Annotated in this window: 18 protein-coding genes and 1 pseudogene; 5 read left to right on the forward strand and 14 right to left on the reverse strand. The window is 70.3% G+C overall.

The window, feature by feature from the left end:
- The first annotated feature begins 259 nt into the window (after positions 1-259).
- Positions 260-721, forward strand: a complete 462-nt coding sequence (locus ACFWVP_RS05465) for a GNAT family N-acetyltransferase (protein ID WP_384493809.1) — start codon at positions 260-262, stop codon at positions 719-721.
- Between the two features lie 441 nt (positions 722-1,162).
- On the opposite strand, the gene ACFWVP_RS05470 is transcribed toward ACFWVP_RS05465, so the two are convergent.
- Positions 1,163-1,744 (reverse strand): TetR/AcrR family transcriptional regulator, encoded by a 582-nt coding sequence (locus tag ACFWVP_RS05470; protein ID WP_384493811.1) that lies wholly within the window; start codon positions 1,742-1,744, stop codon positions 1,163-1,165.
- 84 nt (positions 1,745-1,828) lie between these two features.
- On the opposite strand from ACFWVP_RS05470, the gene ACFWVP_RS05475 reads away from it, so the two are divergent.
- A complete protein-coding gene (locus ACFWVP_RS05475; protein ID WP_384493812.1) occupies positions 1,829-2,320 on the forward strand; it encodes an FBP domain-containing protein in 492 nt (163 codons plus the stop codon).
- 65 nt (positions 2,321-2,385) lie between these two features.
- Here ACFWVP_RS05475 and ACFWVP_RS05480 read toward each other — a convergent pair whose 3' ends face one another.
- The 3 genes and pseudogenes from ACFWVP_RS05480 to ACFWVP_RS05490 form a co-directional block, all read right to left on the reverse strand.
- Positions 2,386-2,772, reverse strand: a complete 387-nt coding sequence (locus ACFWVP_RS05480; protein WP_384493813.1) for a hypothetical protein — start codon at positions 2,770-2,772, stop codon at positions 2,386-2,388.
- A gap of 695 nt (positions 2,773-3,467) precedes the next feature.
- Positions 3,468-4,127, reverse strand: coding sequence for an RNA polymerase sigma factor (locus ACFWVP_RS05485; protein ID WP_384494012.1), 660 nt, complete (start codon positions 4,125-4,127; stop codon positions 3,468-3,470).
- A gap of 150 nt (positions 4,128-4,277) precedes the next feature.
- A pseudogene (locus tag ACFWVP_RS05490) lies at positions 4,278-4,556 on the reverse strand (Scr1 family TA system antitoxin-like transcriptional regulator); the annotation flags it as partial.
- A 326-nt stretch (positions 4,557-4,882) separates the two neighbouring features.
- Between ACFWVP_RS05490 and ACFWVP_RS05495 the strand changes: the two are divergent.
- Positions 4,883-6,133: a hypothetical protein gene (locus ACFWVP_RS05495; RefSeq protein WP_384493814.1), complete on the forward strand. Its 1,251-nt coding sequence runs from the start codon at positions 4,883-4,885 to the stop codon at positions 6,131-6,133.
- 331 nt (positions 6,134-6,464) lie between these two features.
- Here the strand turns inward: ACFWVP_RS05495 and ACFWVP_RS05500 are convergent, their stop codons facing one another.
- From ACFWVP_RS05500 to ACFWVP_RS05510, 3 genes are read right to left on the reverse strand one after another with little or no spacing between them, the layout of a single operon-like run.
- On the reverse strand, positions 6,465-7,688 hold the full coding sequence (locus tag ACFWVP_RS05500) for an MAB_1171c family putative transporter (RefSeq protein ID WP_384493815.1): 1,224 nt from the start codon (positions 7,686-7,688) through the stop codon (positions 6,465-6,467).
- A complete protein-coding gene (locus ACFWVP_RS05505; RefSeq protein WP_384493816.1) occupies positions 7,682-8,203 on the reverse strand; it encodes a hypothetical protein in 522 nt (173 codons plus the stop codon). The genes ACFWVP_RS05500 and ACFWVP_RS05505 overlap by 7 nt, the downstream gene beginning before the upstream one ends.
- Positions 8,204-8,241: 38 nt before the next feature.
- Positions 8,242-8,736, reverse strand: a complete 495-nt coding sequence (locus tag ACFWVP_RS05510) for a hypothetical protein (RefSeq protein ID WP_384493818.1) — start codon at positions 8,734-8,736, stop codon at positions 8,242-8,244.
- Positions 8,737-9,300: 564 nt separating this feature from the next.
- Here ACFWVP_RS05510 and ACFWVP_RS05515 point away from each other — a divergent pair.
- Positions 9,301-10,293 carry a transcriptional regulator gene (locus tag ACFWVP_RS05515; RefSeq protein WP_384493820.1) on the forward strand — a complete coding sequence of 331 codons (993 nt, stop codon included), beginning with the start codon at positions 9,301-9,303 and terminating at the stop codon, positions 10,291-10,293.
- On the opposite strand, the gene ACFWVP_RS05520 is transcribed toward ACFWVP_RS05515, so the two are convergent.
- Positions 10,290-11,009 (reverse strand): 4'-phosphopantetheinyl transferase, encoded by a 720-nt coding sequence (locus ACFWVP_RS05520; protein WP_384493822.1) that lies wholly within the window; start codon positions 11,007-11,009, stop codon positions 10,290-10,292. The genes ACFWVP_RS05515 and ACFWVP_RS05520 overlap by 4 nt on opposite strands.
- On the reverse strand, positions 11,006-12,325 hold the full coding sequence (locus ACFWVP_RS05525; protein ID WP_384493824.1) for a cation:proton antiporter: 1,320 nt from the start codon (positions 12,323-12,325) through the stop codon (positions 11,006-11,008). Before ACFWVP_RS05525 ends, ACFWVP_RS05520 begins: the two co-directional genes overlap by 4 nt.
- 375 nt (positions 12,326-12,700) lie before the next feature.
- Between ACFWVP_RS05525 and ACFWVP_RS05530 the strand changes: the two genes are divergently transcribed.
- Positions 12,701-13,912, forward strand: a complete 1,212-nt coding sequence (locus ACFWVP_RS05530; RefSeq protein WP_384493826.1) for a Cmx/CmrA family chloramphenicol efflux MFS transporter — start codon at positions 12,701-12,703, stop codon at positions 13,910-13,912.
- 82 nt (positions 13,913-13,994) lie between these two features.
- Here the strand turns inward: ACFWVP_RS05530 and ACFWVP_RS05535 are convergent, their stop codons facing one another.
- The 5 genes from ACFWVP_RS05535 to ACFWVP_RS05555 form a co-directional block, all read right to left on the reverse strand.
- Positions 13,995-15,173: a 3-deoxy-7-phosphoheptulonate synthase gene (locus ACFWVP_RS05535; RefSeq protein WP_384493828.1), complete on the reverse strand. Its 1,179-nt coding sequence runs from the start codon at positions 15,171-15,173 to the stop codon at positions 13,995-13,997.
- A 77-nt stretch (positions 15,174-15,250) separates the two neighbouring features.
- A complete protein-coding gene (gene cmlD, locus ACFWVP_RS05540) occupies positions 15,251-15,562 on the reverse strand; it encodes a 4-amino-4-deoxychorismate mutase CmlD (protein WP_384493830.1) in 312 nt (103 codons plus the stop codon).
- A complete protein-coding gene (locus ACFWVP_RS05545; RefSeq protein WP_384493831.1) occupies positions 15,559-16,479 on the reverse strand; it encodes a prephenate dehydrogenase dimerization domain-containing protein in 921 nt (306 codons plus the stop codon). The genes cmlD and ACFWVP_RS05545 overlap by 4 nt, the downstream gene beginning before the upstream one ends.
- On the reverse strand, positions 16,476-18,551 hold the full coding sequence (pabB, locus tag ACFWVP_RS05550; RefSeq protein WP_384493832.1) for an aminodeoxychorismate synthase component I: 2,076 nt from the start codon (positions 18,549-18,551) through the stop codon (positions 16,476-16,478). The genes ACFWVP_RS05545 and pabB overlap by 4 nt, the downstream gene beginning before the upstream one ends.
- 185 nt (positions 18,552-18,736) lie before the next feature.
- Positions 18,737-20,332 (reverse strand): MBL fold metallo-hydrolase, encoded by a 1,596-nt coding sequence (locus ACFWVP_RS05555; RefSeq protein WP_384493833.1) that lies wholly within the window; start codon positions 20,330-20,332, stop codon positions 18,737-18,739.
- Positions 20,333-20,345: the final 13 nt, after the last annotated feature.

Consider the following 20,345-nt stretch of genomic DNA (forward strand, 5'->3'; position numbering starts at 1 on the left):
CGCTGTGCGCGACGACCTCGGCCTCGATGTCGTCCTGCTGCTCCGGGTTCGTGTTCTCGGGCATCCTGTCCTCCTTGATGGACGGCGACTGCTGCGCCGGCTGAGACAGAACGTATGAGGCCCCGGTATGGGAACGCCTGGCCGCAGGTTCGGCGCCGGTATACGCCCTGTCCCACCGGCGCCGGAACGTCTTCGCGGGGCGGCCGTCCGGCAGACGGCGGACCGGGATTGTCAGTGGCGGGTGCCAGACTTCACGGGCATGAGCGACCAAGTACGTCTGCGAGCCGCCGTCGAGGCCGATCTGGAAGTGTTCCACGCGCAGGAACACGACCCGGAGGCCGCGCGCCGGTCGAATTTCCCGCCCCGCGAGCGCGAGGCCTTCATGACGCACTGGAAGACGAAGGTCCTGGGGGATCCCTCGGTCCTCGTCCGGGCCGTCACCGTCGACGGGGTGCTGGCGGGCAACCTGGTGGCGTGGTGGGAGGCGGACCGGCGCTTCCTCGGATACTGGCTCGGCCGGGAGTTCTGGGGCTGGGGCGTCGGCACACAGGCGCTGGCACTCTTCCTGGACCAGGAGACGAACCGGCCGCTGTACGCCGACCCCTTCGCCGAGAACACCGGCTCGGTACGGCTGCTGGAGAAGCACGGCTTCCGGCGCACGGGGACGGTCACGCACGGAGAGGCGGAGCACATCATGCTGGTGCTCGACGCGGACCGCTGACGGCCCTGCGCTCCCACTGATGATGTGGGTGCCGAAGGGGGAGCTGAATGAACTCACCGGAATTTAGGACCCCGGGGCGCGGTCGGCCACCGTTCAGCCCCTCCGGGAGCTGGGACCGGGACGCCTGAGGAGCGACCTCGTCGGCGTCCTGGCTCACCGTCGCAGCCGCGTGCTCGGACTGCTCCTCACGGTCGCCCCTCCCACGGTGCGGCGCGCGATGGGCTTCCGGTGGCCGGCACCACCGCTGATCCTCAGCACGATCGTGGCGGTCCGGTGGCCCCCGGGCACCTGAGAGCCGACCGGGCCCGGCTCCTGCCCGTACGGCCTCCTCCCGGGGTTTTCGGTCAGCGAGCGGGATCTGCCGCCGGGATGCTCGGTGTTCATGGCGCCGGTCTCCTCGGTCGGAGGTCCGCCAGGTGACGAGTGCGGCCGCGAAGGGGGTCAGGAGGTGGTGGGCCAGGTGCGCAGCAGGACGTCGAGGGCGTTGAGGATCTCGGTCCAGCTCTCCTGCGAGTCGGGGGCGCTGTGGCTGAACCCGCCGGCCGTCTCCAGGCCGACGTACCCGCTGAAGACGCTGCCCAGCAGCCGCACGGCGTGCGTCTGGTGCGGTTCGGCCAAGTGGTATCCGCGCAGGATCGCCCGCGTCATCTGTGCGTGCCGGACGCCCGCACTGGCCGCCGCCGTCTCCGGGTCGAGCCGGAACCGGGCGGCGGCGAAGCGCCCCGGATGGGCGAGGGCGTAGTCGCGGTAGACGTTCGCGAAAGCGGTCAGGGCGTCCTTGCCGGCCCGCCCGGCCACCGCGGTGGAGACCTGGTCGGCGAGCTCCTCCAGGGCGAGCAGGGCGATCCTGGTCTTGAGGTCGTGGGCGTTCCTCACGTGCGAGTACAGGCTCGCGGTCCTGACGCCGAACCGCCGGGCGAGCTCCGCCGGGGTCGCCTGCTCGAAGCCGATCTCGTCGGCGAGCTCCGCGCCGGCCCGGACCAGGCGCTCCGTGGTCAGTCCTACCCGTCCACCCTGTGCCATGCCCACCCTCCGAGTCACTTCACACATCTTCCGTCGACCATTATGTATTTGCCTAAACGATTTAGGCAAATTAGCGTGTCATGTATGAAGCCGTTGACCGAGCAAGAGATCCGTACCGCGTTCGTGAACTGCACCAAGGGTGAGGCCAAGCGCCTGGCGGTCCCCCGCGACCTGGCCGAGCGGTGCTGGGACGACCTGGACTTCCTGGGCTGGCGAGATCCCCAGGCCCCCGACCGGGCCTACCTCGTGACCGAGCTGGACGGCCGCCCCGTGGGCCTCCAGCTGCGCTCCTCCGGCGCCGGCTCCTGGCAGACGCGGCGCAGCATGTGCTCGGTGTGCGTGACCATCCACACCGGGGGCGTCTCCCTGATGGTCGCGCCGAGGTCCGGGAAGGCCGGGCAGCAGGGCAATTCGGTCGGCGTCTACATGTGCAGCGACCTGGCCTGTTCCCTCTACGTACGCGGGAAGAAGGACGCGGGAGTGGGCGGACGACTCCAGGAGTCCCTCACCCTGGAGGAGAAGGTGGGGCGGACCGTGGCGAACCTCGCCGCGTTCATCGCCAAGGTGACCGCCTGACCGGGGCGTGCGACATGACGGCGAACCGTACGAACGGAAGGAAGGCGTGTGCGACCGGGGCCGTGCTACCTGGACGGCCGCAGCATCACCGCGAGCGCCCAGAACGCCCCGGCGGCACTGAGCGTGTCGGCCGCCTGCTGGTGGCCCTGAGCGAACATCACGGCGCTCGCGAGGAAGGCCAGGGCGCCGAGCACCGCACAGCCGACACGGAACGGCACCTGCGTGTTCCGTACGACGCGGTGGTACATCTCGGCCCGGCGGGCGCGGCGCAGCCGGCGTACCTCGTGGCGGGCGACCCGCGTCTCCGCCTCGCGGAGGCCGAGCTCGCGCCTCGCCTCGATCAGGAGGGCGCCGACCTCGACGGCCTTGGCCTCGACGGTCTCGACCCCGGAGGCGTCGACCTCGACGGCCTCGACCTGGCGGTTCGCGTACGGCTCGGGCAGGGTGTTCATGGGACTCCTTCAGGGAGCACTGCCGGGATGCGACGAAGCAGGGCCTCACTCGAACTCCGCGGTGACAGTGCGGTGTTGTCCTGTCCCTCAATAGGAGGAGCCGGACGCCTCATTTGCATCAAGGCGCCCGGCTCTGTCGATCCCCCCGTCACAACCTTGACGTTCCCCCGGAACTCCAAGGCGCTGACGCATCAGTCACATCAGGTACAGCAGTCACATCGGCCGCAATCCCGCTCCGCCGATGAGCGGGGTGCGGTGTGGACGCGTACAGCTGCTCGGCCGCTTCCATCGACCGGGACGCCGAGGCATCCATGTGCCACTCATGCTTCCCGCGGGTCCAGTGTCCGCGCCCCGTTGCCCACGGACCGGGCCGTGCCGTTCCCCCCGTCGGCACGCCTCCCTGGAACGTCCTGGTCCGCTCGAATCGGCAGCCAGGACATCACGGCGATCAGTGTCCGGTCGTACCACCGGTACACCGCTCCCCAGAGCGCGGCCACAAGTACGATCACCCACCGCCCCACGCTGTGCATAGCCCCCCCAGACTCGTTGTTCATCTGATCCCAACTTCCTCATTCGGGTCTGCGCGCAGTTGCTCTCTGCGCTGTTCTGGGCCTGATGTCGGACGGCCCACTCGGGGCCGCGTCCGTACGCGGCGGCGGTCGTACGGACGCGGACCGTAGAAGGCATTCCGGGCTTCAGTCGGTGACGCCCAGCCGCGTGTGCACCTGCTTCTTGACGTCGGGCTTGCGCATCTCCCGGCGCGCCCTGCTGGCGCGGTTGCGCACCATGGTGTGCGTCGTGCCCGTCAGCTCGGCGACGAACCTGGAGTCGAGGCCGTACGCGTCGACGAGGATCACCGCCTCCGCCTGCGCGGGAGTCACCAGCCCTTCGAGCTCCTTGGCGAGACGCCGGGCGCGCTCGTGCAGGTCCGCCAGGTTGTGCGGCACATGCGCGTCGTCCGCCGCCTCGATGCGGACGTCCTGACCCAGGACGGTCAGCGTGTGCTCCTTCATCCGGTCGATGTACCGAGCCACTTCGCGGTTGTGGACCACGCCCAGGTACGCGCTCATGCGGTCCACCGGCCCGTGGTCCCTCAGGGTCCGCCACACCGCGAGAAGCACGATCTGCCAGATGTCCTCGGCGTGCTCCTTCGTGAGCCGCTTGCGGGTCATGTAGAACCAGCGGTCACCGAGTGCGAGCGCCTCGTGCCACTGCTCGGCGGCCTCCGGGGACAGTTGCTCCTCTCCGGTGCCGCCGATGACCTGGAGAACTCCATGGCGGGGGCCGAACAGATCCGGTCGGAAGTACTTGAGCAGCCCCGGGAGTATGCCGGGCCTGCCATCCTGCTGAGCCATCGCGCTCCTCGATCGCACGCGAGCCGGTCCCGCGGACCTGATGGGCTCGCCTCTCTGCGCTGTCCTCCATAAGGAGGCGTCGATCCCGCGGATTGCATCCGCCTTTTCAAGATTCTTGACGCCGGACCCCCATTCAAGAATCGGGCCGTCCAACCCCGCATGACCCACCCGCATCTGCGGCATCACCTGGACCTCGATGTTCCGCAACTCCGCAACCCTCAGCACATGCCCGATGAGCTCCCGCGTCACCTCCGCCCCCCGTGCGCCGCAGGAACAGGTGCTCCTCCAGGATGAAGCTGCAGGCCGTGTCCGGCCGTCCCGCAGTAACCGTTGCCGCTCCAGCCGTGCCGCCAACCGCGCCTCGATCCGCTCGTCGCCCAACGGCAACTGGTTGACGAGCAGCCGTCGCGCGTACGCCTCCGTCTGCAACAGCCCCGGACGCCGAAACCCAGCTCAGGTCCTTGGGATGGACGGGACGGAAAAGCGGGCCGGCACGCCGGTGGAGCTGTCCTCCGCCGCACGCTGACCACTCGTTGTGCGCGCCGCCATGACGTAGGCGACTTGTCGTGGGGGCCGTCGGGCGGCATGGGACGATGCACGTCGGTCAGGCCCTTTCTCGCGAGCCGAAAGTAAGCGATTCGGCCTCGCTGTCGAGGCCGGCACCCCGCCCACCGTCAGGTAGTACTGGCCGGCCCCGCGATCACTGCGCGCCCCGACCACCCTCACACTGCGAACAACCACTTCAGGAGCGGGCGATGGACGAGATACAGCTGATCAGCGACGGTGACGGACTGGCGGTCATCGGGAGTGCGACGGATGTCGACCGCTTCCTCGTCTCGGAGGGTCTGTCGTCGAAGGACCTCGGACCGCAACGGTTCAAGTCCTTCGTCAGCGCCGGGGCCGCAGTCGCGCAGGCCGGCTCGGAGCTCGCCGCCGACTCCGGCCGCTGGGTGAAGCTGACTCCGAAGTCGGCACAGCTCGTCAAGAAGTACGGGCTGAGGGAAAGCTCGAAGACGGGGCTCAGCACAGGGGTCGTGAAGGGGCGGAAGGGCCAGATCAAGGGATTCGTCGAATTCGTGAAGGCGCCCCGATCGCTGCTGACCAATCCGGCGATCCTGGCCAACGCCGGGCGGATCATGTCGCAGGTTGCGATGCAGCAGACCATGGACGAGATCACCGACTACCTCGCCCTGATCGACGAGAAGGTCGACGACGTGCTGCGCGCCCAGAAGGATGCAGTGCTGGCCCGCATGATCGGAGTGGGTTTCGTCATCGAGGAGTCCATGACCCTGAGGGAGAAGAGGGGCAGGGTCGACGACGTCACCTGGTCGAAGGTGCAGACCGCGCCGGTGACGATCGCGGAGACCCAGGCGTACGCGTTGCGGCAACTCGACTCGATCGCCGAGAAGATGGAGAACAAGACCAAGATCGGTGATCTCGCCACGACAGCCAAGGCAGCCGAGTCCGCGGTCCGGGAGTGGCTCGCTGTCCTGGCCCGGTGCTTCCAGCTGCAGGACGCGATCGCCGTGCTGGAACTGGACCGGGTGCTGGACGCCTCTCCGGAGGAGCTGAACGGGCATCGCCTCGGGCTGAGGGCCGCCCGGCAGAACCGGCTGGAACACATCGCGCGGAGCACCGAGCTTCTGGTGGCCCGGATGAACGCGGCTGCCGGCACGGCCAACGCGAAGGTCTTGCTGCACCCGGCCAAGTCCCCGGCCGTGGTCCGGTCGAGGAACCATGTCGCGGTCGACGTCCATGACTTCCATGGGCGCCTCGGGATCGAGTCCGGTCGCCAGTCGTCGGAGGCGAGGCGGTGGGCGGAGGCGGCCGCGGAGGTGAGGGACAAGGCCTTGGAGACGGGGGCGAAGGGCGTCGGCGCTGCGAGAAGCCTCGGCAACGAGACTCTCGACCGGGCCGGCACGGTGAAGGGCAAGCTCTCCAGCGGGATCGCCGAACGAACCTGGCGTCGGCGAGGCGACGAGAAGCCGGGCGTCGAGGCGGAGTGATCGGGCTGCCGGCCCGTGCTCGGTGCAATCTTCGATCGACGGTGAGCTCACCGCCCGCAGTGCCTGTACGGACGTCGATCTCGCCGCCACACATGATCGCTTGACTGAACGCCGAGCTGATGAAGAACGTCGCTGAGATCGGGCAGCTGCGGCTTATCCGGGCGGCCTCGAAGTCGCGACCCGGGAAGCAATAGGGCTCTGGGGGAGGACCGGCGTCCAGCACGGCGGCCGGTTGCTCACCGATCGCCACCCGGGCCAGTGCGATGACAGCGACTGCTCGTGCGAGCGGGCAGGGCGGTGGTCGGTGCCACGGCGTCGATCGCCAGGTCCTTCAGCCGTCCCGGTGCTGCGGCGCGCGCCTGTGCGGAGGGGTCACGAACGAGCGGGCGGGTGCCGAGGTGTAGGCCCGGGCCAGCTCGATCAGATGGGTCTTCTCGGCCGTGAGGGTTGTCGCGTGCTCCTGGCGGCTGAGGAGCAGCGGTGTCTTCCCTTGGCCGAGCGATTCTGCCGAGGACTCGCACCGGGGGCTGCCCGCGAGTTTCGCCCGGCGGGCCTCCTTCATCACACACGCCAGGACCGCCACGTTGGCCTGGACGGGGGTGAGGTTCAGGGGCCGGACGTGGTCGCGGGCGAGCAGGGTGAGCCCGGGTGAGACGTAATGATCGAGTTCCAGCATGGCGTCCCGGATTTCGATGACCTTGCGATAGGCGAGCAGTCTGCGCGATATCGGAGGCCAGAGAAGTTCGAGGAGTCTCGTGCGGCGCCTGGTCAGGACTATGTGGGGGACGGCGCCCACCAGTTCGCTCCAGAGGGGCCAGAGACGCCACACGGTGCGGGTGTCGGCCAGGACGCCGGCGAGCACGACGGCGGTGGGTACGAGTATGGCTGCCGCGCGCAAGAGGGCGTGCAGGTTGATCAGGAGCGGCAGGTACGGCAGAGCCCACGACACGTCCAGCACGAGGCGGAGCAGCCGGCCGATCCAGAAGAGCGCGGCGAGCGCGGTGCCTGAGGCGAACAGCCGGAGAGCGATGGCGAGGGGGCGGTCGTCCGTGCGCAGGCCGTACCAACCGCAGATGATCAAGCACACGGAGTTGGCCACCACATGGGTGGAGATGAGTGTCAGCCAGTAGGCGAAGGACGGCGACGGGCCCTGGGCCGCGATCACCGAGTGGGAGGGATGTGCCGGGGCGGAGAAGTCGAGGACCGTCAGGATGACCAGGATCGAGCCGATGGCGCCGCAGAGGCCGACGCGGAGCCGGCGACTCCCGATGGGAGCGGAGACGAAGAACAGGACAGCGCCCGCCGAGACCACTCCGGTCAGGTTCCTCACCAGGTCGACAGTGTGGCCGGTGCCGGCGAGATCCGTAGCGAGCCCGGTGACGGCGGGGAGGTCCAGCACCATCGCCACGCCCGCCGTGGTGACGGCCAGCCACAGCCCGCGCTGGTCCGCGGCGCGGAGAGACGGCGCCGCGCGAAGCAGGACGGCGAGGCAGAGACAGAGGCAGCTGGGGTACGTGAGCCACGCGCCGAACGCGGTCAGGTGTGAGCTCAGCACCTGGGGTTCTCGACCCCGAGGGCCGCACTCAGGCTGGCGGCTGGGCCGTATCGTTCCCGTCGCGGCGGCTGGTCCGCCCCCGTGCGCAAGAAGCTCGCAAGCAGCTCGGCCTCGCGCTCCTGGCGGGTGGAGTAATTGGTGCGCCCGAAGAGGCGTCCTATCATGCGCGGATCGAGATCCGGCAGGACCGCGCGCTGGGCGTCGCCGTCGTCCGCTCCCTCCGCCACCGGATGGTGGTCGAAGAGCATGTGGCCGAATTCGTGCAGCACGATGTGTTCCTGATGGAGCGGGGAGGTGCGCTGCTCGTAGAAGATGTGGTCGTCCGCGTTCGTCGCGAGCCAGAGGCCGCAGGTGCCGTCCATCGCGGCTTCGATCGGTAACGCGTGGACGTACAAAGGTCGTCCACGCTGCTCCGAGACGTGGTCACGGAAGCTCGCGATGGAGAACGGCTGCGGCAGCTGGACCTGTCCGGCGAGCTCCCGGCACCGTCGATGCAGGATGAGTGATCGCAGCAACTAACGCTCCCCGGTGTCGGAATCGAAGGCGTCCTCCGTCACGTAGCCGTCGTCTCCTCGTCGGTTCCGGCGTCCGTGCCCGCCCCCTGGTGGCCGACCTCGGGAAGGTTATGGGCCTTCCTCGTCTCGTTCACGATGGTCAGCAGGGAGTCGAGACTGGCGGCCGAGAGCCCCGATGCCCGCATCGCCAGACTGCGCACCTTGGCGTCCCTCAGGGCGGTGGCGAGCGCCAGCTGGGCGTTCACCCGCCGCGACACCTCCTCGTTGAGGAAGTATTCCGGAGGCACCCCGAAGAAATAGGCGAGGACGTCCAGTTGTTCGAGGGTGATGTTGCGCTTCTTGCCCGTGGCGAGTTCCCACAGGTACGTCCCCGAGATGGAGCCATCGGTCACGGCGCTGATCTCCCGGGCGAGGCGGGCATATCCGGGCCGCTGCTGTTCATCGGGGTAGACCACGTGGATCAGTTCGGTGAGCCGCTGATCGAACTTCCGGAGCAGCGGACGCACCCCGTCGCGTGCCGGTTCCGCATCCATGCGAACCATCCCTCCCGAAGACCCTCCTGAGGGTACAGACCATGTGTATCCCTGTCCGCCGGAGCGGGCAAGAGTGGTTCCGGACAAGCGCGGAGGCGGATGTTCCGTCCGCTTCAGCGGACACGTTGACGCCTCGTCATGCGCTGGCTTAGCGTCACGTTTCGGCTACGGTCAGAGCTCGACAAGGCGTCGCCCATCCCTTGAAAGGATCGCGATCGCATGGTGCAGCCGCGTGACACGCAGGACCGGGGGGTGACCCGGTCGAGGACCGCCCCGGAGGCCGGCACCCCCACCGGACGCCACGGTCATGAGGAGAGCCGGAGCTCTTCAGCACGGCGGTTGTCACCTCCGTACCCGTACCGCTCAGTACGCCTGCACCGACGACTGACCCGAAGTCACCTCCCCGGCCCGCTTCTCCGCTCCCACTCGTGATCTCGCGCGCTCCGGTGTGGTGGCACCTCTCCCCACGCCGCCGCGCGTTCGACGCGCCGCTCCGTCGTGCCCGCGGCGGCGGAGCCGTCCCACCCTTCCTGTCATGGATGACGTGCTCTCCTGGAGGTATTGATGTCCGCGATATCGGATCAACGACAGGCGTTGACCTTCGACATCGACATAAGCACCCTGCTGCCGGCCGACTCGCCCCGCTTCGCACTCGACCAGGCACACGTACGGGCACTCGCGGAGAGCGAGGCGGAGTTTCCCCCGATCCTGGTGCACCGGGCGACCCTGCGCGTCGTCGACGGCATGCACCGGGTGAGGGCCACGGAACTGCGCAACCGGCACACCATCGGCGCGCACTGGTTCGAGGGGGACGAGCACGCGGCCTTCCCGCTCGCCGTGGAATCCAACACGCGGCACGGACTTCCACTCTCGAGCGACGAGCGGAAGCAGGCGGCGTTACGGATATTACGCACGCACCCCCACTGGTCCGACCGCAGGATCGCCGAGACAACCGGCTGGAACGCCACCGGCGTGGGCGCGCTGCGCCGGGGTATCGCCGAATCGGACGCGCGACCGGACGCGCGGGTCGGCCGTGACGGCCGGGTCCGTCCGTCGACCACGGCGGAGGGACGGCGGGTGGCTGCCGAGGTGATCAGACAGAAGCCGGCAGCCTCGCTGCGGGAGATCGCCAGGCGGGCCGGGATCTCTGTGGGGACCGCCCGTGACGTGCGCTACCGGCTGGCCCAGGGGCGGCCGGCGGTTCCGGACAGCCGCCGGTCCGACGGTTCTTCGGGCGCGGCCGGTCCCACCGCCACCACTGCGCCCGCACCGGACGAAGACCGTCCGGGTCGTCGAGGCGAGCCCGACCTCGCTCGCCGCATCACCCTCTTCGACGGACTCCGCAACGACCCCTCGCTGCGACTCAGTGAGAGCGGACGGCTCGTCCTGCACCGACTGCACACGCAGCTGCGTACGACCGAGGAATGGAAGCGCCTCGCCCCCACCATCCCTCTGCACGGGCGGAGCGCGGTGGCCGACATCCTGTCCGCCTGCGCCGACGACCTCAAGGGCATGGCTCAGGAGCTGCGTTGCGTCGAGGACTCCCTGACCAGTTAGCCCCGGCCGTACGCGGGTGGCGGACCGGGCTCCCCCGGGGCGGACGCCGTGACCCCGTGGGCGACGGCGGTGACGACGAGCCGGCGGCCGACCCGCCACCGCCCGTGGAGGGTGTGGAGCGGTCGCCCCTCGTCGTCGTGTCCGGGCCGCAGGAGACTGGCGCGGAAGGTCTGCCGGAACGGGTCGAGGACCAGCTCCGCCTCTCGGAAGTCCAGCCAGGTCCCTGTCAGGGGGAACCACGCCTTGTACACGGACTCCTTGGCGCTGAAGAACAGCCGGTCCCATTGGAGCGCGGGACGGGTGTGGCGCAGTGCCATCAGGTGGCCCCGCTCGGACGGTGACGCGATCCGGCGGAGAAGGCCCGGCGGCAGCGGCGCGTGGGGTTCGGCGTCGATGCCCAGGGCGGCGACGTCGATCCTCCGGGACACGGCGGCGGCTCGGTAGCCGTCGCAGTGGGTCATCGAGCCCACCACGCCTTCCGGCCAGGTCGGCGCACCCCCTTTCCCCGGGACCATCGGGCCGGCCGGCCGGCCGAGGGAGGTCAGGGCGATCCGCGCGCAGTGCCGTACGGTCGCGAACTCCCCGCGTCGGCGGTCCACCGCTCGACCCAGCACGGCCGCCTCCTCCGGGAAGATCCAGGCGTCCGGGACGTCGCCGAACTCCTCGGCGGTCCGGGCCGCTTCCGGCACCAGCCCGGTCAGGAGCGTGGGCATCATCGCTTCACCTCCGACGGCTTCCCGCCCACGGGCAGGGCGGGCTCGGCGCGCCGTGCTGTCGCCGCCCACTCCGCGGCCAGCTCCCGCAGATCCGCGTCGACCATCCGGCGCGGGTAGGCCCAGTGCAGCAGGGGCGCGGTCATTGCGGTGGTGACGAGGGCCATGACCACCATGAGCGAGTACAGGTCCGTGTCGAGCAGCCCCAGTTGCAGTCCAACGCCCAGGATGATGAGTTCGGTGAGACCGCGGGTGTTCATGAGGATGCCCAGCGTCGTCGCCGACCGCCCGGGCCGCCCCGCGGCCCGCGCTCCCAGGTAGGCGCCGCCGAACTTGCCGCCGGTCGCCACGAGGAGGATCAGGCCCAGCTCGCCGAGTCCGTCCCCGTCCACCGTGCTCAGGTCCACCTTCAGCCCGGCCACCGTGAAGTACGCCGGCAGCAGCATCCAGGTGACCGACTCGAACCGGTCGACGACCGCCGCGCGCAGCCGCTCCGTGCCGTGGCGCGGCACGATCGCACCGGCGAGGAACGCGCCGAAGATGAAGTGCAGCCCGAACCACTCGCTCAGCGCACCGGAGACGAGCAGCAGCACCGTCAGCACACTGAGCGGCGCGGCACCCGGCCCCCGCTCGCCGGCACCGGTTCCGCGCGGCTCCCGGGTGGCCAGGAACCTGCCGAGGAGCGGCCGTACCACCGCGATCATGACCACGGCGTACGGCAGGACCAGTAACACCTGCCAGGAGCTCTGGCTCCCCGTGAAGGTGAGGACGGCCGCGAGCAGCAGCCAGGCGACGACGTCCCCGACGGCCGCGCTCGCCATCGCGAGCGCACCGATCCTGGTGTGCTGGATGCCCCGGTCGGTGAGGATGCGGGCCAGGACCGGGAAGGCCGTGATGGACATGGCCGCGCCGATGAACAGCACGAAGCCGATCCGGTTGTCGACCGCGTGTTCGTCCCACAGCCACACCGCCAGCAGCACGCCGAGTCCGAACGAGCAGACCATCGACCCCACGGACACTCCGACCGCGGCTCGCCTGTTCCCGCGCAGCAGCCGGTGGTCGAGTTCGATCCCGACGAGGAACATGAACAGTGCGACGCCGAGGTTGCCGAGCGTGCTGAGCATCGGCCGGACGTCCGAGGGGAAGACCGCGTCCGAGAGGGCGCCGTGGAGCAGCGTCGGACCGAGCAGGATGCCGGCGAGGATCTCGCCGAGGACGGCCGGCTGACCGCACCGCAGTGCGAGGCGCCCGAGCACGTGCGCGAGGGCGAGGATCAACGCCAGACCGACCATGATCATGGCCGTTTGATGGGTGGTCACGAACACTCCTTGGGTACGGGGCGACCGGCCCGCGGCGGTGCCCTACCCGGTCGGGGACAGGGGAGCGGCCAGGACGGCGGGGGTCGTCAATTGCGTTAGACACGGCGATCCGGGCGTTGCTATGTTGAGAGGTATGTCGAGTCCCGAGGCGGAAAGAAGCGGGCCACCGGTGATCCGGTGGCGAACCGCGTAACTGTCTGACGACCCTGCTTTCTCCGGCCTCCCGGCCGAGCAGTGCGTCGCGCGTCCGTCACGGATCAACCGCATCGCGGGATCACCTCCGGAGCTCCCTCCGGACGTCCCCCACGCCCACGCACGGCCTTGCGCCCATGCGTCGCGCGTCTCCCCTTTCTGCGATGTAGTTGGAGCTTCTTCATGCCATTCGCCATCTACGTTCTCGGGCTGGCCGTATTTGCCCAGGGAACGTCGGAATTCATGCTGTCCGGGCTGGTGGAGGACATGGCCGCCGACTTCGGCGTGTCCATCCCCGCCGTCGGCTCGCTCACCTCGGCCTTCGCCGTCGGCATGATCGTCGGCGCACCGCTGGTCGCGATGCTGAGCCTGCGGTGGCCGCGCCGCCGGGCGCTGCTGGCCTTCCTCGTCACCTTCCTCCTCGCCCACGTCGTGGGCGCCCTCACCGACAGCTTCGAGGTCCTCTTCGTCACCCGGGTCGTCGCCGCACTTGCCAACGCGGGCTTCCTCGCCGTCGGCCTCGCGACCGCGGCATCCATGGCCGGACCGCAGGCCAAGGGACGGGCGACCTCGGTGCTCCTGAGCGGAGTCACCCTCGCCCTCATCGCGGGTGTCCCCCTCGGTGCCGTCCTGAACGAGGTCTGGGGCTGGCGCTCGGTCTTCTGGGGTGTCGCGATCATCTCTGTTCCTGCGGCCTTCGCGGTGCTGCGGGCCGTGCCGGCGACGCCCGTCGACCCCTCGGCTCCCAGCGTTCGCCACGAACTGCGGGCGCTGCGCGACTCCCGGCTGATCACGACGCTCGTGCTCGGGGCGCTGGTCAACGGAGCGACGTTCTGCTCGTTCACCTATCTCACGCCCGTCATCACCAACGTGACGGATCTGAGCTCGGGCTGGGTGCCGGCCGCGCTGGCGCTGTTCGGTATCGGGTCCTTCGTCGGGGTCAACGTGGGCGGCCGGCTGGCGGACAGCCGTCCCGGCCAGGTACTGGCGTTCGGCGGTGCGGCGCTGCTGGCGGGCTGGCTGGTCTTCGCCCTCACGGCCGGGAACCCGGTCGTGGCGATGGTCCTCGTCTTCGTCCAGGGCGTGCTCTCGTTCGGCGTGGGCTCCACGCTGATCGCGCAGGCCCTCTACACGGCCACGGCCGCCCCCACCCTGGGCGGCGGCTTCGCCACTGCCGCGCTGAACGTCGGCGCCGCAGCCGGTCCCGCCCTGGGCGGTGTCGCCCTGGGCGCCGACTTCGGCTACCGCTCGCCGCTCGTGGTGAGTGGCATTCTCGTCGCCACCGCCCTGGTCGTGGCGGCCGTGGCACGGGCCGTCGGCGTCATCGGCGGCAAGGACGCCACCGTCGCCACGGAGAACGCTCCGGCGGCGCCCCCGGTGGAGGCCCGTTCCTGATCGCCGCTCCCCCTGTCCGGTGGCCCGTCCCCCTCGTGGGGGCGGACCACCGGCCGCGTGCGCGGAGCGCGGGGGGCACCCCTCAGAGCAGGGAGAGGAAATGGGAGACCATCTCCGCCGACTGCTCGGGGTTCAGTCGCGGGTCGCACGTGGACCGGTAGTCGGTGAACCGCGGCGGCTCGTCCCGCTCCGACACGCACTCGGTGACCGGGTCCGGGGTCAGTTCCAGGTGGAGGCCCGCGGGCCACTGCCCGTACGTCCGCAGCGTCCGGGTGAAGGACGCGACCTCGGCACGCATCGGCTCGATCAGCCGGGTCTTGTGGCCGGACAGCTTCACCCCGTTGCCGTGCATGGGGTCACTGAGCCAGACGACCGGTGCGCCGTGGCGGGCGACCGCTTCGACGACGGGTGGCAGGAGCCGGTCCACATCCTTCGCGCCGAAGCGCACGATGAACGTCAGCCGCCCCGGGAGCCCCTGCGGATTCAGCGACCGGCTCAGGGCGACGGCGCCCTCCGGCGACAGCGACGGCCCGAGCTTGACGCCGATCGGGTTGTGCACGGCCTGGGCGAGGGCGACGTGGGCGCCGTCCTCCTGGCGCGTCCGCTCGCCGATCCACCCGAAGTGGGCGGAACCGCTGTACGTACCGTGCGCGCCCCGGCGCACCAGCGGCCGTTCATAGGGCAGCAGGAGCAACTCGTGCGAGGTGTAGACCCGTTCGAGGACGGGACGCCCCGACCAGGAGTGCCGGATCTCGTCGAGGACGAGCCGCGAGCACGTGTACGCGCTGAGGAGCCGCCGGGGTTCCGGGGTCCTGGCCGGCAGCGCGAACTCGGGCTCGTTCACGGCGTCGCCGCAGTAGCTGGGCATCTTCCGTCCCAGACCGGATTCCTCCACCTCGAACGGCGAGGAGCGCGGCTTCCCGTACTGGCCGGCGATACGGCCGACGGCCACCGCGGGCAGCCCGCTGCCGGCCCGCATGATCGCGGCGAGACCCTGGAGGTTGTCCACCTTCTGCCGGACCAGTCCCGCGACGGCCTCATGGAAGCGTTCGGCGCAGTCGCCGCCCTGGACCAGGAGTGCCGAGCCGCGGGCGACGAGGTCCATCCCGCTCATCAGGTCGACGGTCTCGTTCTCGGTGGTGAGGACGGGCAGCCCGGCCAGCTCCCGTTCCACTTCGTCGAGGGCGTCCGGGTCCGGCCAGTAGGGCTGTTGTGCCGCTGTCCCGGTCAGGGACGTGAGCGTCGTGGTCGCGTACATCATGGTCTCCTCCGCCCGCACGGAACGGTGCCGTCGGGGCTGTAGTGGGTGTCGTGCGCGGTGGTGCGCGGGGGGCGGTCTCAGCGCACGTCCCGGGACGCCGGGCTCTCCCGGCTCATCACCAGGTCCTCGACGCGGCACATCTCCGCGATGATCGCCTCGTAGAGGCCCACCAGGAACGCCTCGTCGAGGCCGTGGTCGGCGGCGTAGCGGGCAGCCCTCTCCTTGACCAGGCTGACCCGGCCGGGCTGCATCATCGGGACGCCGTGCCGGGACTTGTACCGTGCGATGCGGACGCCGTAGTCGATGCGGCGGCGCACGGTGTCCATGAGCGTCACGTCGAGTGCGTCGAGTTCCGCGCGCAGCCCGTGCAGTTCGTCCTGCTCGGTCATGGGTCCGTCTCGCCTTCTTCGTCGGTGCGGTGGATGGTGCGGAACAGCTCCCGGCAGTGGTCCTGCCGCGCCGCGAGCTCGGGTCCCATGAACCGGTGGAGCTCCTCGAAGACGCCGTCCAGACCGTCGGGGCCGACGCCGTCGGAGTCGTCACCGACGAGCGAGGCGAAGGAGCGTAGTGCGTCCGCGAGTGCCCGACGCGCCGACGCGGCCCGAGGGTTGGACCACTGGATCTCCCCGTAGACCTCCGGGCTGCCGCCGAGCATCCTGGCCAGCAGGGCGAGCAGGACCTGATGGGGTGGCGGCGCCGTCGCGGTCAGCGTGCGGACGTCCATGCCCGTCCGGGCCAGCGCGAGCCCGAAGGAGACGATCACCGCGTGCGTCAGGGCCTGGGTGGCGGCGGTCGTCCGGTCGTGCTCCGGCGCCGAGAGCCGTACGGGCCTCCCGCCGCCGTTCTCGACGAGCCGCAGCAGCGCGGCCACACCGGGCCCGTCCTTCGTGACCACGGCGCTCACGGGCCGGCCCGCCATGCCGGCGGACGGGGCGAACATCGGGTTGAGCCCCACGTGCTCGACACCGGGGGCGTGGGCCGCGAGTTCCGCGGCCATGCCCGCCTTGACGGAGAGAGTGTCGGCGAGCAGCGCGCCCGGTCGCATGAGCCGCGTCACGGGGACCACGGCCTTGAGCGCCACCGCCTCGTGGACGGCGAGCAGGACGAGGTCCGCGCGGCCGAGGACGGCCGCCAGTTCGGGACCCGGCGCGGTGACGTCGGCGACCAGGCAGGAGTCGTGCTCCCGCGCGGGCGTCACGAGGTCCACGACGAGCGTCCGGCTGCCGGCGTCGCGCAGCAGGCCGACGAACATGTCGCCCACCGCGCCGCTCCCGCCGACGACGACACTCCGGGCGAAAGGGCTCATCGCGTGCCCGCCACGGCAGTGCCGTCGAGGGACGAACCGTCGAGTGCGGAGACCATGGCACGGGCCTTCACCACCGTCTCGGTGAACTCCTCCTCCTGGTCGGAGAGGGAGACGATCGCCCCGCCGACGCCGAACTCCGCCTGGCCGGCCGCCAGCACGATGGTGCGGATGACGATGCTGAGGTCGGTGGCGCCGCTCAGGGAGAACCAGCCGAGCGCGCCGGAGTAGACGCCCCGGGGGCCCTCCTCCAGCCGGTCGATGATCTCCATGGTGCGCTTCTTGGGCGCACCCGTCATGGAGCCGCCGGGGAAGGCCGCACGCACACACGCGGTGGTGCTCGTGCCGGGCCGCAGTCGCCCCCGGACCGTCGACACCAACTGGTGCACGGACGCGTAGGTCTCCACCTCGAAGAGCCGGGGCACATGGACGGAGCCGATCGCGCACACGCTGTTGAGGTCGTTGCGGACCAGGTCGACGATCATCAGGTTCTCGGCCCGGTCCTTCTCCCGTCCGGCCAGGTCGGCGCGGAGCCGCTCGTCCTCCTCGGCCGTACCGCCCCGGGGGCGGGTCCCCTTGATGGGCTTGGACTCCACACCACCGTCCGCGTCGATCGTGAGGAACCGCTCGGGCGAGGCACTGAGCACCGAGAGCTCCGGGAATTCGAGCAGGGCGCCGTAGGGAACGGGGCTGAGCGCGCGCAGCGCGCGGTAGAGCGGCAGGGCCGCGGCCTCCGTCGGCGCCGTGACCATGTTGGTCAGACAGATCTCGTACGACTCGCCGTTGCGGATCTCCTCCAGGCACGCGTCGATGCGCTTGAGGTAGGCGTCCTTGTCGTGGCGCGCCCGTGCCACGGGGCCGAAGCCCGCCGCCGCCTCGGGTGCGCCGAAGGCCATGGCGGGGGTCCGCTCCGCCGGGGCGCGGGCGGCCAGGCCGGTGAGGGTCTCGGCCGTCTCCCGCAGCCAGGCCCGTGCCCCGTCGTCCTTACCGCGGCGGTCGAGGGCCAGCAGGTAACAGCAGCCGTCGAGGTGGTCGAGCGCGATCACGCGATCGGCGAAGAGGAGTGCGGCGTCGGGGTGCGGGGAGAGGTACGCGGGTTCGCCGAGCGTCTCGGCCTTCAGTTCGTAGCCGAGGTAGCCGACGTACCCGAGGTTGAACTCGAAGGGCAGACCGGGGGCGGCGGGTACGCGTCGGCGGTCGAGCTGCTCCTCCAGGTAGGTGAAGAAGGGCTGCGCCGTCTTTGTCCACCGGCCGTCGGAGCCCCGGACCTGGACGACGCCGTCGGCGACCCGGTAGGTGACGTACTCGGCGAGCGGGCCGCGGTCGTCGCCGAGGAAGGAGAAGCGCGAGGAGCCCTCCAGGACGGAACTGCTGTCCAGCCAGAACGTGGCGCCGTCGCCGGGCAGACAGGTGCGGCGCACCTCCTCTGCCTCCGGCAGCACGTCCACCCGGGTCACATGGACGTCGTACGGGGAGGCCGCCACGTCCCGCGGCGCCCGGTGGTGGGCGAGGGCGAGGTCGCGGAAGTTGGCCATGATCTCCCGGCCGAAGTCGCTGCCGATCGACTCCGGGTGGAACTGGACGCCCCACAGGGGCCTGTCGCGGTGCCGCAGTCCCATGATGAGGCCGTCGTCGCTCCAGGCGATGGGCTCCAGCTCGTCGGGGAGGTCGGTCGCGGCCAGGGAGTGGTAGCGCACGGCGGTGAACGGTGAGGGGAGACCTCTGAAGACGTCCTTTCCGGTGTGCCGCACTTCGGAGGCCCGGCCGTGTACGGGCTCCGGCGCGAGGCTGACGGTCCCGCCGAAGAGCTGGGCGATGCCCTGGTGGCCGAGGCAGACACCGAGGACGGGCAGACCGCTCTCGGTGATCGCCTGCCGGCTGATCCCGAAGTCCCTCGCGCGGTCCGGGCTGCCGGGGCCCGGTGACACGACGATCGCGTCGAAGTCCTCGACGCGCAGACGCGACCAGTCGGCGTCGTTGGGCACGACGACGGGGGGCCGGCCGGTCGCCTCGCCGATGTACTGGAACAGGTTGTAGGTGAAGGAGTCGTAGTTGTCGATCAGGAGTGTGCGCATGGTGGGGCACCTCGTCTCAAGGGGCTCGCCGAAGGCGCGTGGACGGCACTTCGCGCGTCGGGGGAGCGGGCCGGGGGAGCGGGCCGGGGGAGCGGGGAAGGCCGGAGGGGAGCGGACAGCGAAGGACGGGAGCATGCCCCGGGTGCCGGGTGCCGGGTGCCGGGTGCCGGGACCGCGGGCGCCACTCAGAGGGGCAGCGTCCTTCGCAGGTGCAGCCGCTCGGCGCTCCCGCCCTTGTCCCGCACGTGCCGCACCAGCAGGTCGCTGTCGACGATGGCGGGGTGGCTCTCGTCGTAGTCGATGGCCATCACGATGCCCATCCAGGGTTCGAGGCCCATCGCGTACACGTAGACCGCCTCGGGCTCCAGCGCGTCGACGATCTCCCTGGCCTGCGGGAAGTTGGAGCCGTTGAGCCGCCGGCTCTGGTCGGTCCTGCGGTCCAGCGGCTCGCCGTAGAGAGGACCGTAGATCCAGCTCGCCGCCGCCCCGATGCTCTCCATGCCGATGAAGACGGTGTCGACCGGGCCGATCACCTCGGCGACCTTCGTGTACATCGTCGGCGAGATGTTCGTGGAGTCGGCGGCGAAGAGTATCGAACGCTCACCGAACCGGAACAGCCACCCCGTCTTGCTGCGGATCCGCAGATCGCCGTGTTCGCCCAGGAAGGGCAGGGCCACGACTTCGGCGGAGCCGCAGGACAGGGTCTCCAGGTCGTCGACCTCGACGACGTCGGTGAAGCCGAGCCGGCGGAGGATGCCGCCGAGCCCGGGGTCCACCAAGCTGGCGTTGGCGGACTTGGGTACCAGGACCCTGCCGACCCGGTGCCGGATGCGCAGCAGGGTCTCGAACAGCATGTGGTCCTGGTGGTTGTGGGTGATGAGGAGATGGTCGACGCGCTCCGGCAGATCGGCGAAGGTGAACCGGTTCTCCGCACCGCCGGGGTAGCCGGCGTAGCTCAGGACCGGGTCCACCAGGAAGGTGGTGCCGCGGTAGCGGGCGAACACGCAGGCGTGGCCCACGTATTCGAGGACGTCGTCGCCGGCCGGCGCGGCGGCCGGTTCCGCGGCGGCCGGCGGGACGGGCTCGAAGTACCCGGCGAACCGGGCGGCCCGTTCGTCCCGAAGCCCCAATTCCGCTGCCAGGTTGCCGAGTTCCTCTCCCGTGAGACCGCCCCGGAAGACGGTGTCGAGCAGCGGGGAGTCGAGCGGGACGTCGACCAGCAACTGTTCCGGTCCGTACTCCAGCATCGGTGTCGTGAGGGCGAACTCGCGCGCGTCCTCGGTGACCGGTCGGAAGCGCACCTGCTGCCACGACGTGTCGTAGTACTCCGACGCGTACATCAGGGGTTCGATGAAGCGGTAGTCGGCGGTGCGGTTGTCCCTGCCGTAGAACACCTCCACCCGACCGGCCAGTGCCTGCGGCAGCTCCTGGTAGACGGAGTCGAGGCACTCGCCGTGGTGGCGCGGCAGGATGTCCTCCTCCAGCCGGCGGATCGCCTCGAAGAGTTCGTCCAGCCGCGCCCGCCGGGGAGCCGTGTCCCGGTACCAGGCCTCGATGGCGTCCCGGTGCTCGTGGGCGTGGATCCAGGGGCCGCCGTGCATCCGGCGCTGCCGGACGGCCGCAGCGTGGACCTGCGGGTCGTCGAGGTAACTCTCGACGATGCGGGTGAACCGGTTGCGTACGAAGCGGGCGAGGGTCTGGGGCGGCAGCAGGTACGACCAGCCGTACCAGCCGGCGATGACCGGCTCGACCGCGATGTCCTGACGTAACGAGTAGCGCATGTCGGCAACGGCT

It is taken from the genome of Streptomyces sp. NPDC058637 (assembly GCF_042717325.1).
Taxonomy (GTDB): domain Bacteria; phylum Actinomycetota; class Actinomycetes; order Streptomycetales; family Streptomycetaceae; genus Streptomyces.

What these genes read in the sequence shown, in the direction of transcription:
- ACFWVP_RS05465 (WP_384493809.1), top strand. Translation starts at nt 260, where the DNA reads ATGAGCGACCAAGTACGTCTGCGAGCCGCCGTCGAGGCCGATCTGGAA.
- ACFWVP_RS05470 (WP_384493811.1), bottom strand. Translation starts at nt 1,744, where the DNA reads ATGGCACAGGGTGGACGGGTAGGACTGACCACGGAGCGCCTGGTCCGG.
- ACFWVP_RS05475 (WP_384493812.1), top strand. Translation starts at nt 1,829, where the DNA reads ATGAAGCCGTTGACCGAGCAAGAGATCCGTACCGCGTTCGTGAACTGC.
- ACFWVP_RS05480 (WP_384493813.1), bottom strand. Translation starts at nt 2,772, where the DNA reads ATGAACACCCTGCCCGAGCCGTACGCGAACCGCCAGGTCGAGGCCGTC.
- ACFWVP_RS05485 (WP_384494012.1), bottom strand. Translation starts at nt 4,127, where the DNA reads ATGGCTCAGCAGGATGGCAGGCCCGGCATACTCCCGGGGCTGCTCAAG.
- ACFWVP_RS05495 (WP_384493814.1), top strand. Translation starts at nt 4,883, where the DNA reads ATGGACGAGATACAGCTGATCAGCGACGGTGACGGACTGGCGGTCATC.
- ACFWVP_RS05510 (WP_384493818.1), bottom strand. Translation starts at nt 8,736, where the DNA reads ATGGATGCGGAACCGGCACGCGACGGGGTGCGTCCGCTGCTCCGGAAG.
- ACFWVP_RS05515 (WP_384493820.1), top strand. Translation starts at nt 9,301, where the DNA reads ATGTCCGCGATATCGGATCAACGACAGGCGTTGACCTTCGACATCGAC.
- ACFWVP_RS05520 (WP_384493822.1), bottom strand. Translation starts at nt 11,009, where the DNA reads ATGATGCCCACGCTCCTGACCGGGCTGGTGCCGGAAGCGGCCCGGACC.
- ACFWVP_RS05530 (WP_384493826.1), top strand. Translation starts at nt 12,701, where the DNA reads ATGCCATTCGCCATCTACGTTCTCGGGCTGGCCGTATTTGCCCAGGGA.
- ACFWVP_RS05535 (WP_384493828.1), bottom strand. Translation starts at nt 15,173, where the DNA reads ATGATGTACGCGACCACGACGCTCACGTCCCTGACCGGGACAGCGGCA.
- cmlD (WP_384493830.1), bottom strand. Translation starts at nt 15,562, where the DNA reads ATGACCGAGCAGGACGAACTGCACGGGCTGCGCGCGGAACTCGACGCA.
- ACFWVP_RS05545 (WP_384493831.1), bottom strand. Translation starts at nt 16,479, where the DNA reads ATGAGCCCTTTCGCCCGGAGTGTCGTCGTCGGCGGGAGCGGCGCGGTG.
- pabB (WP_384493832.1), bottom strand. Translation starts at nt 18,551, where the DNA reads ATGCGCACACTCCTGATCGACAACTACGACTCCTTCACCTACAACCTG.
- ACFWVP_RS05555 (WP_384493833.1), bottom strand. Translation starts at nt 20,332, where the DNA reads ATGCGCTACTCGTTACGTCAGGACATCGCGGTCGAGCCGGTCATCGCC.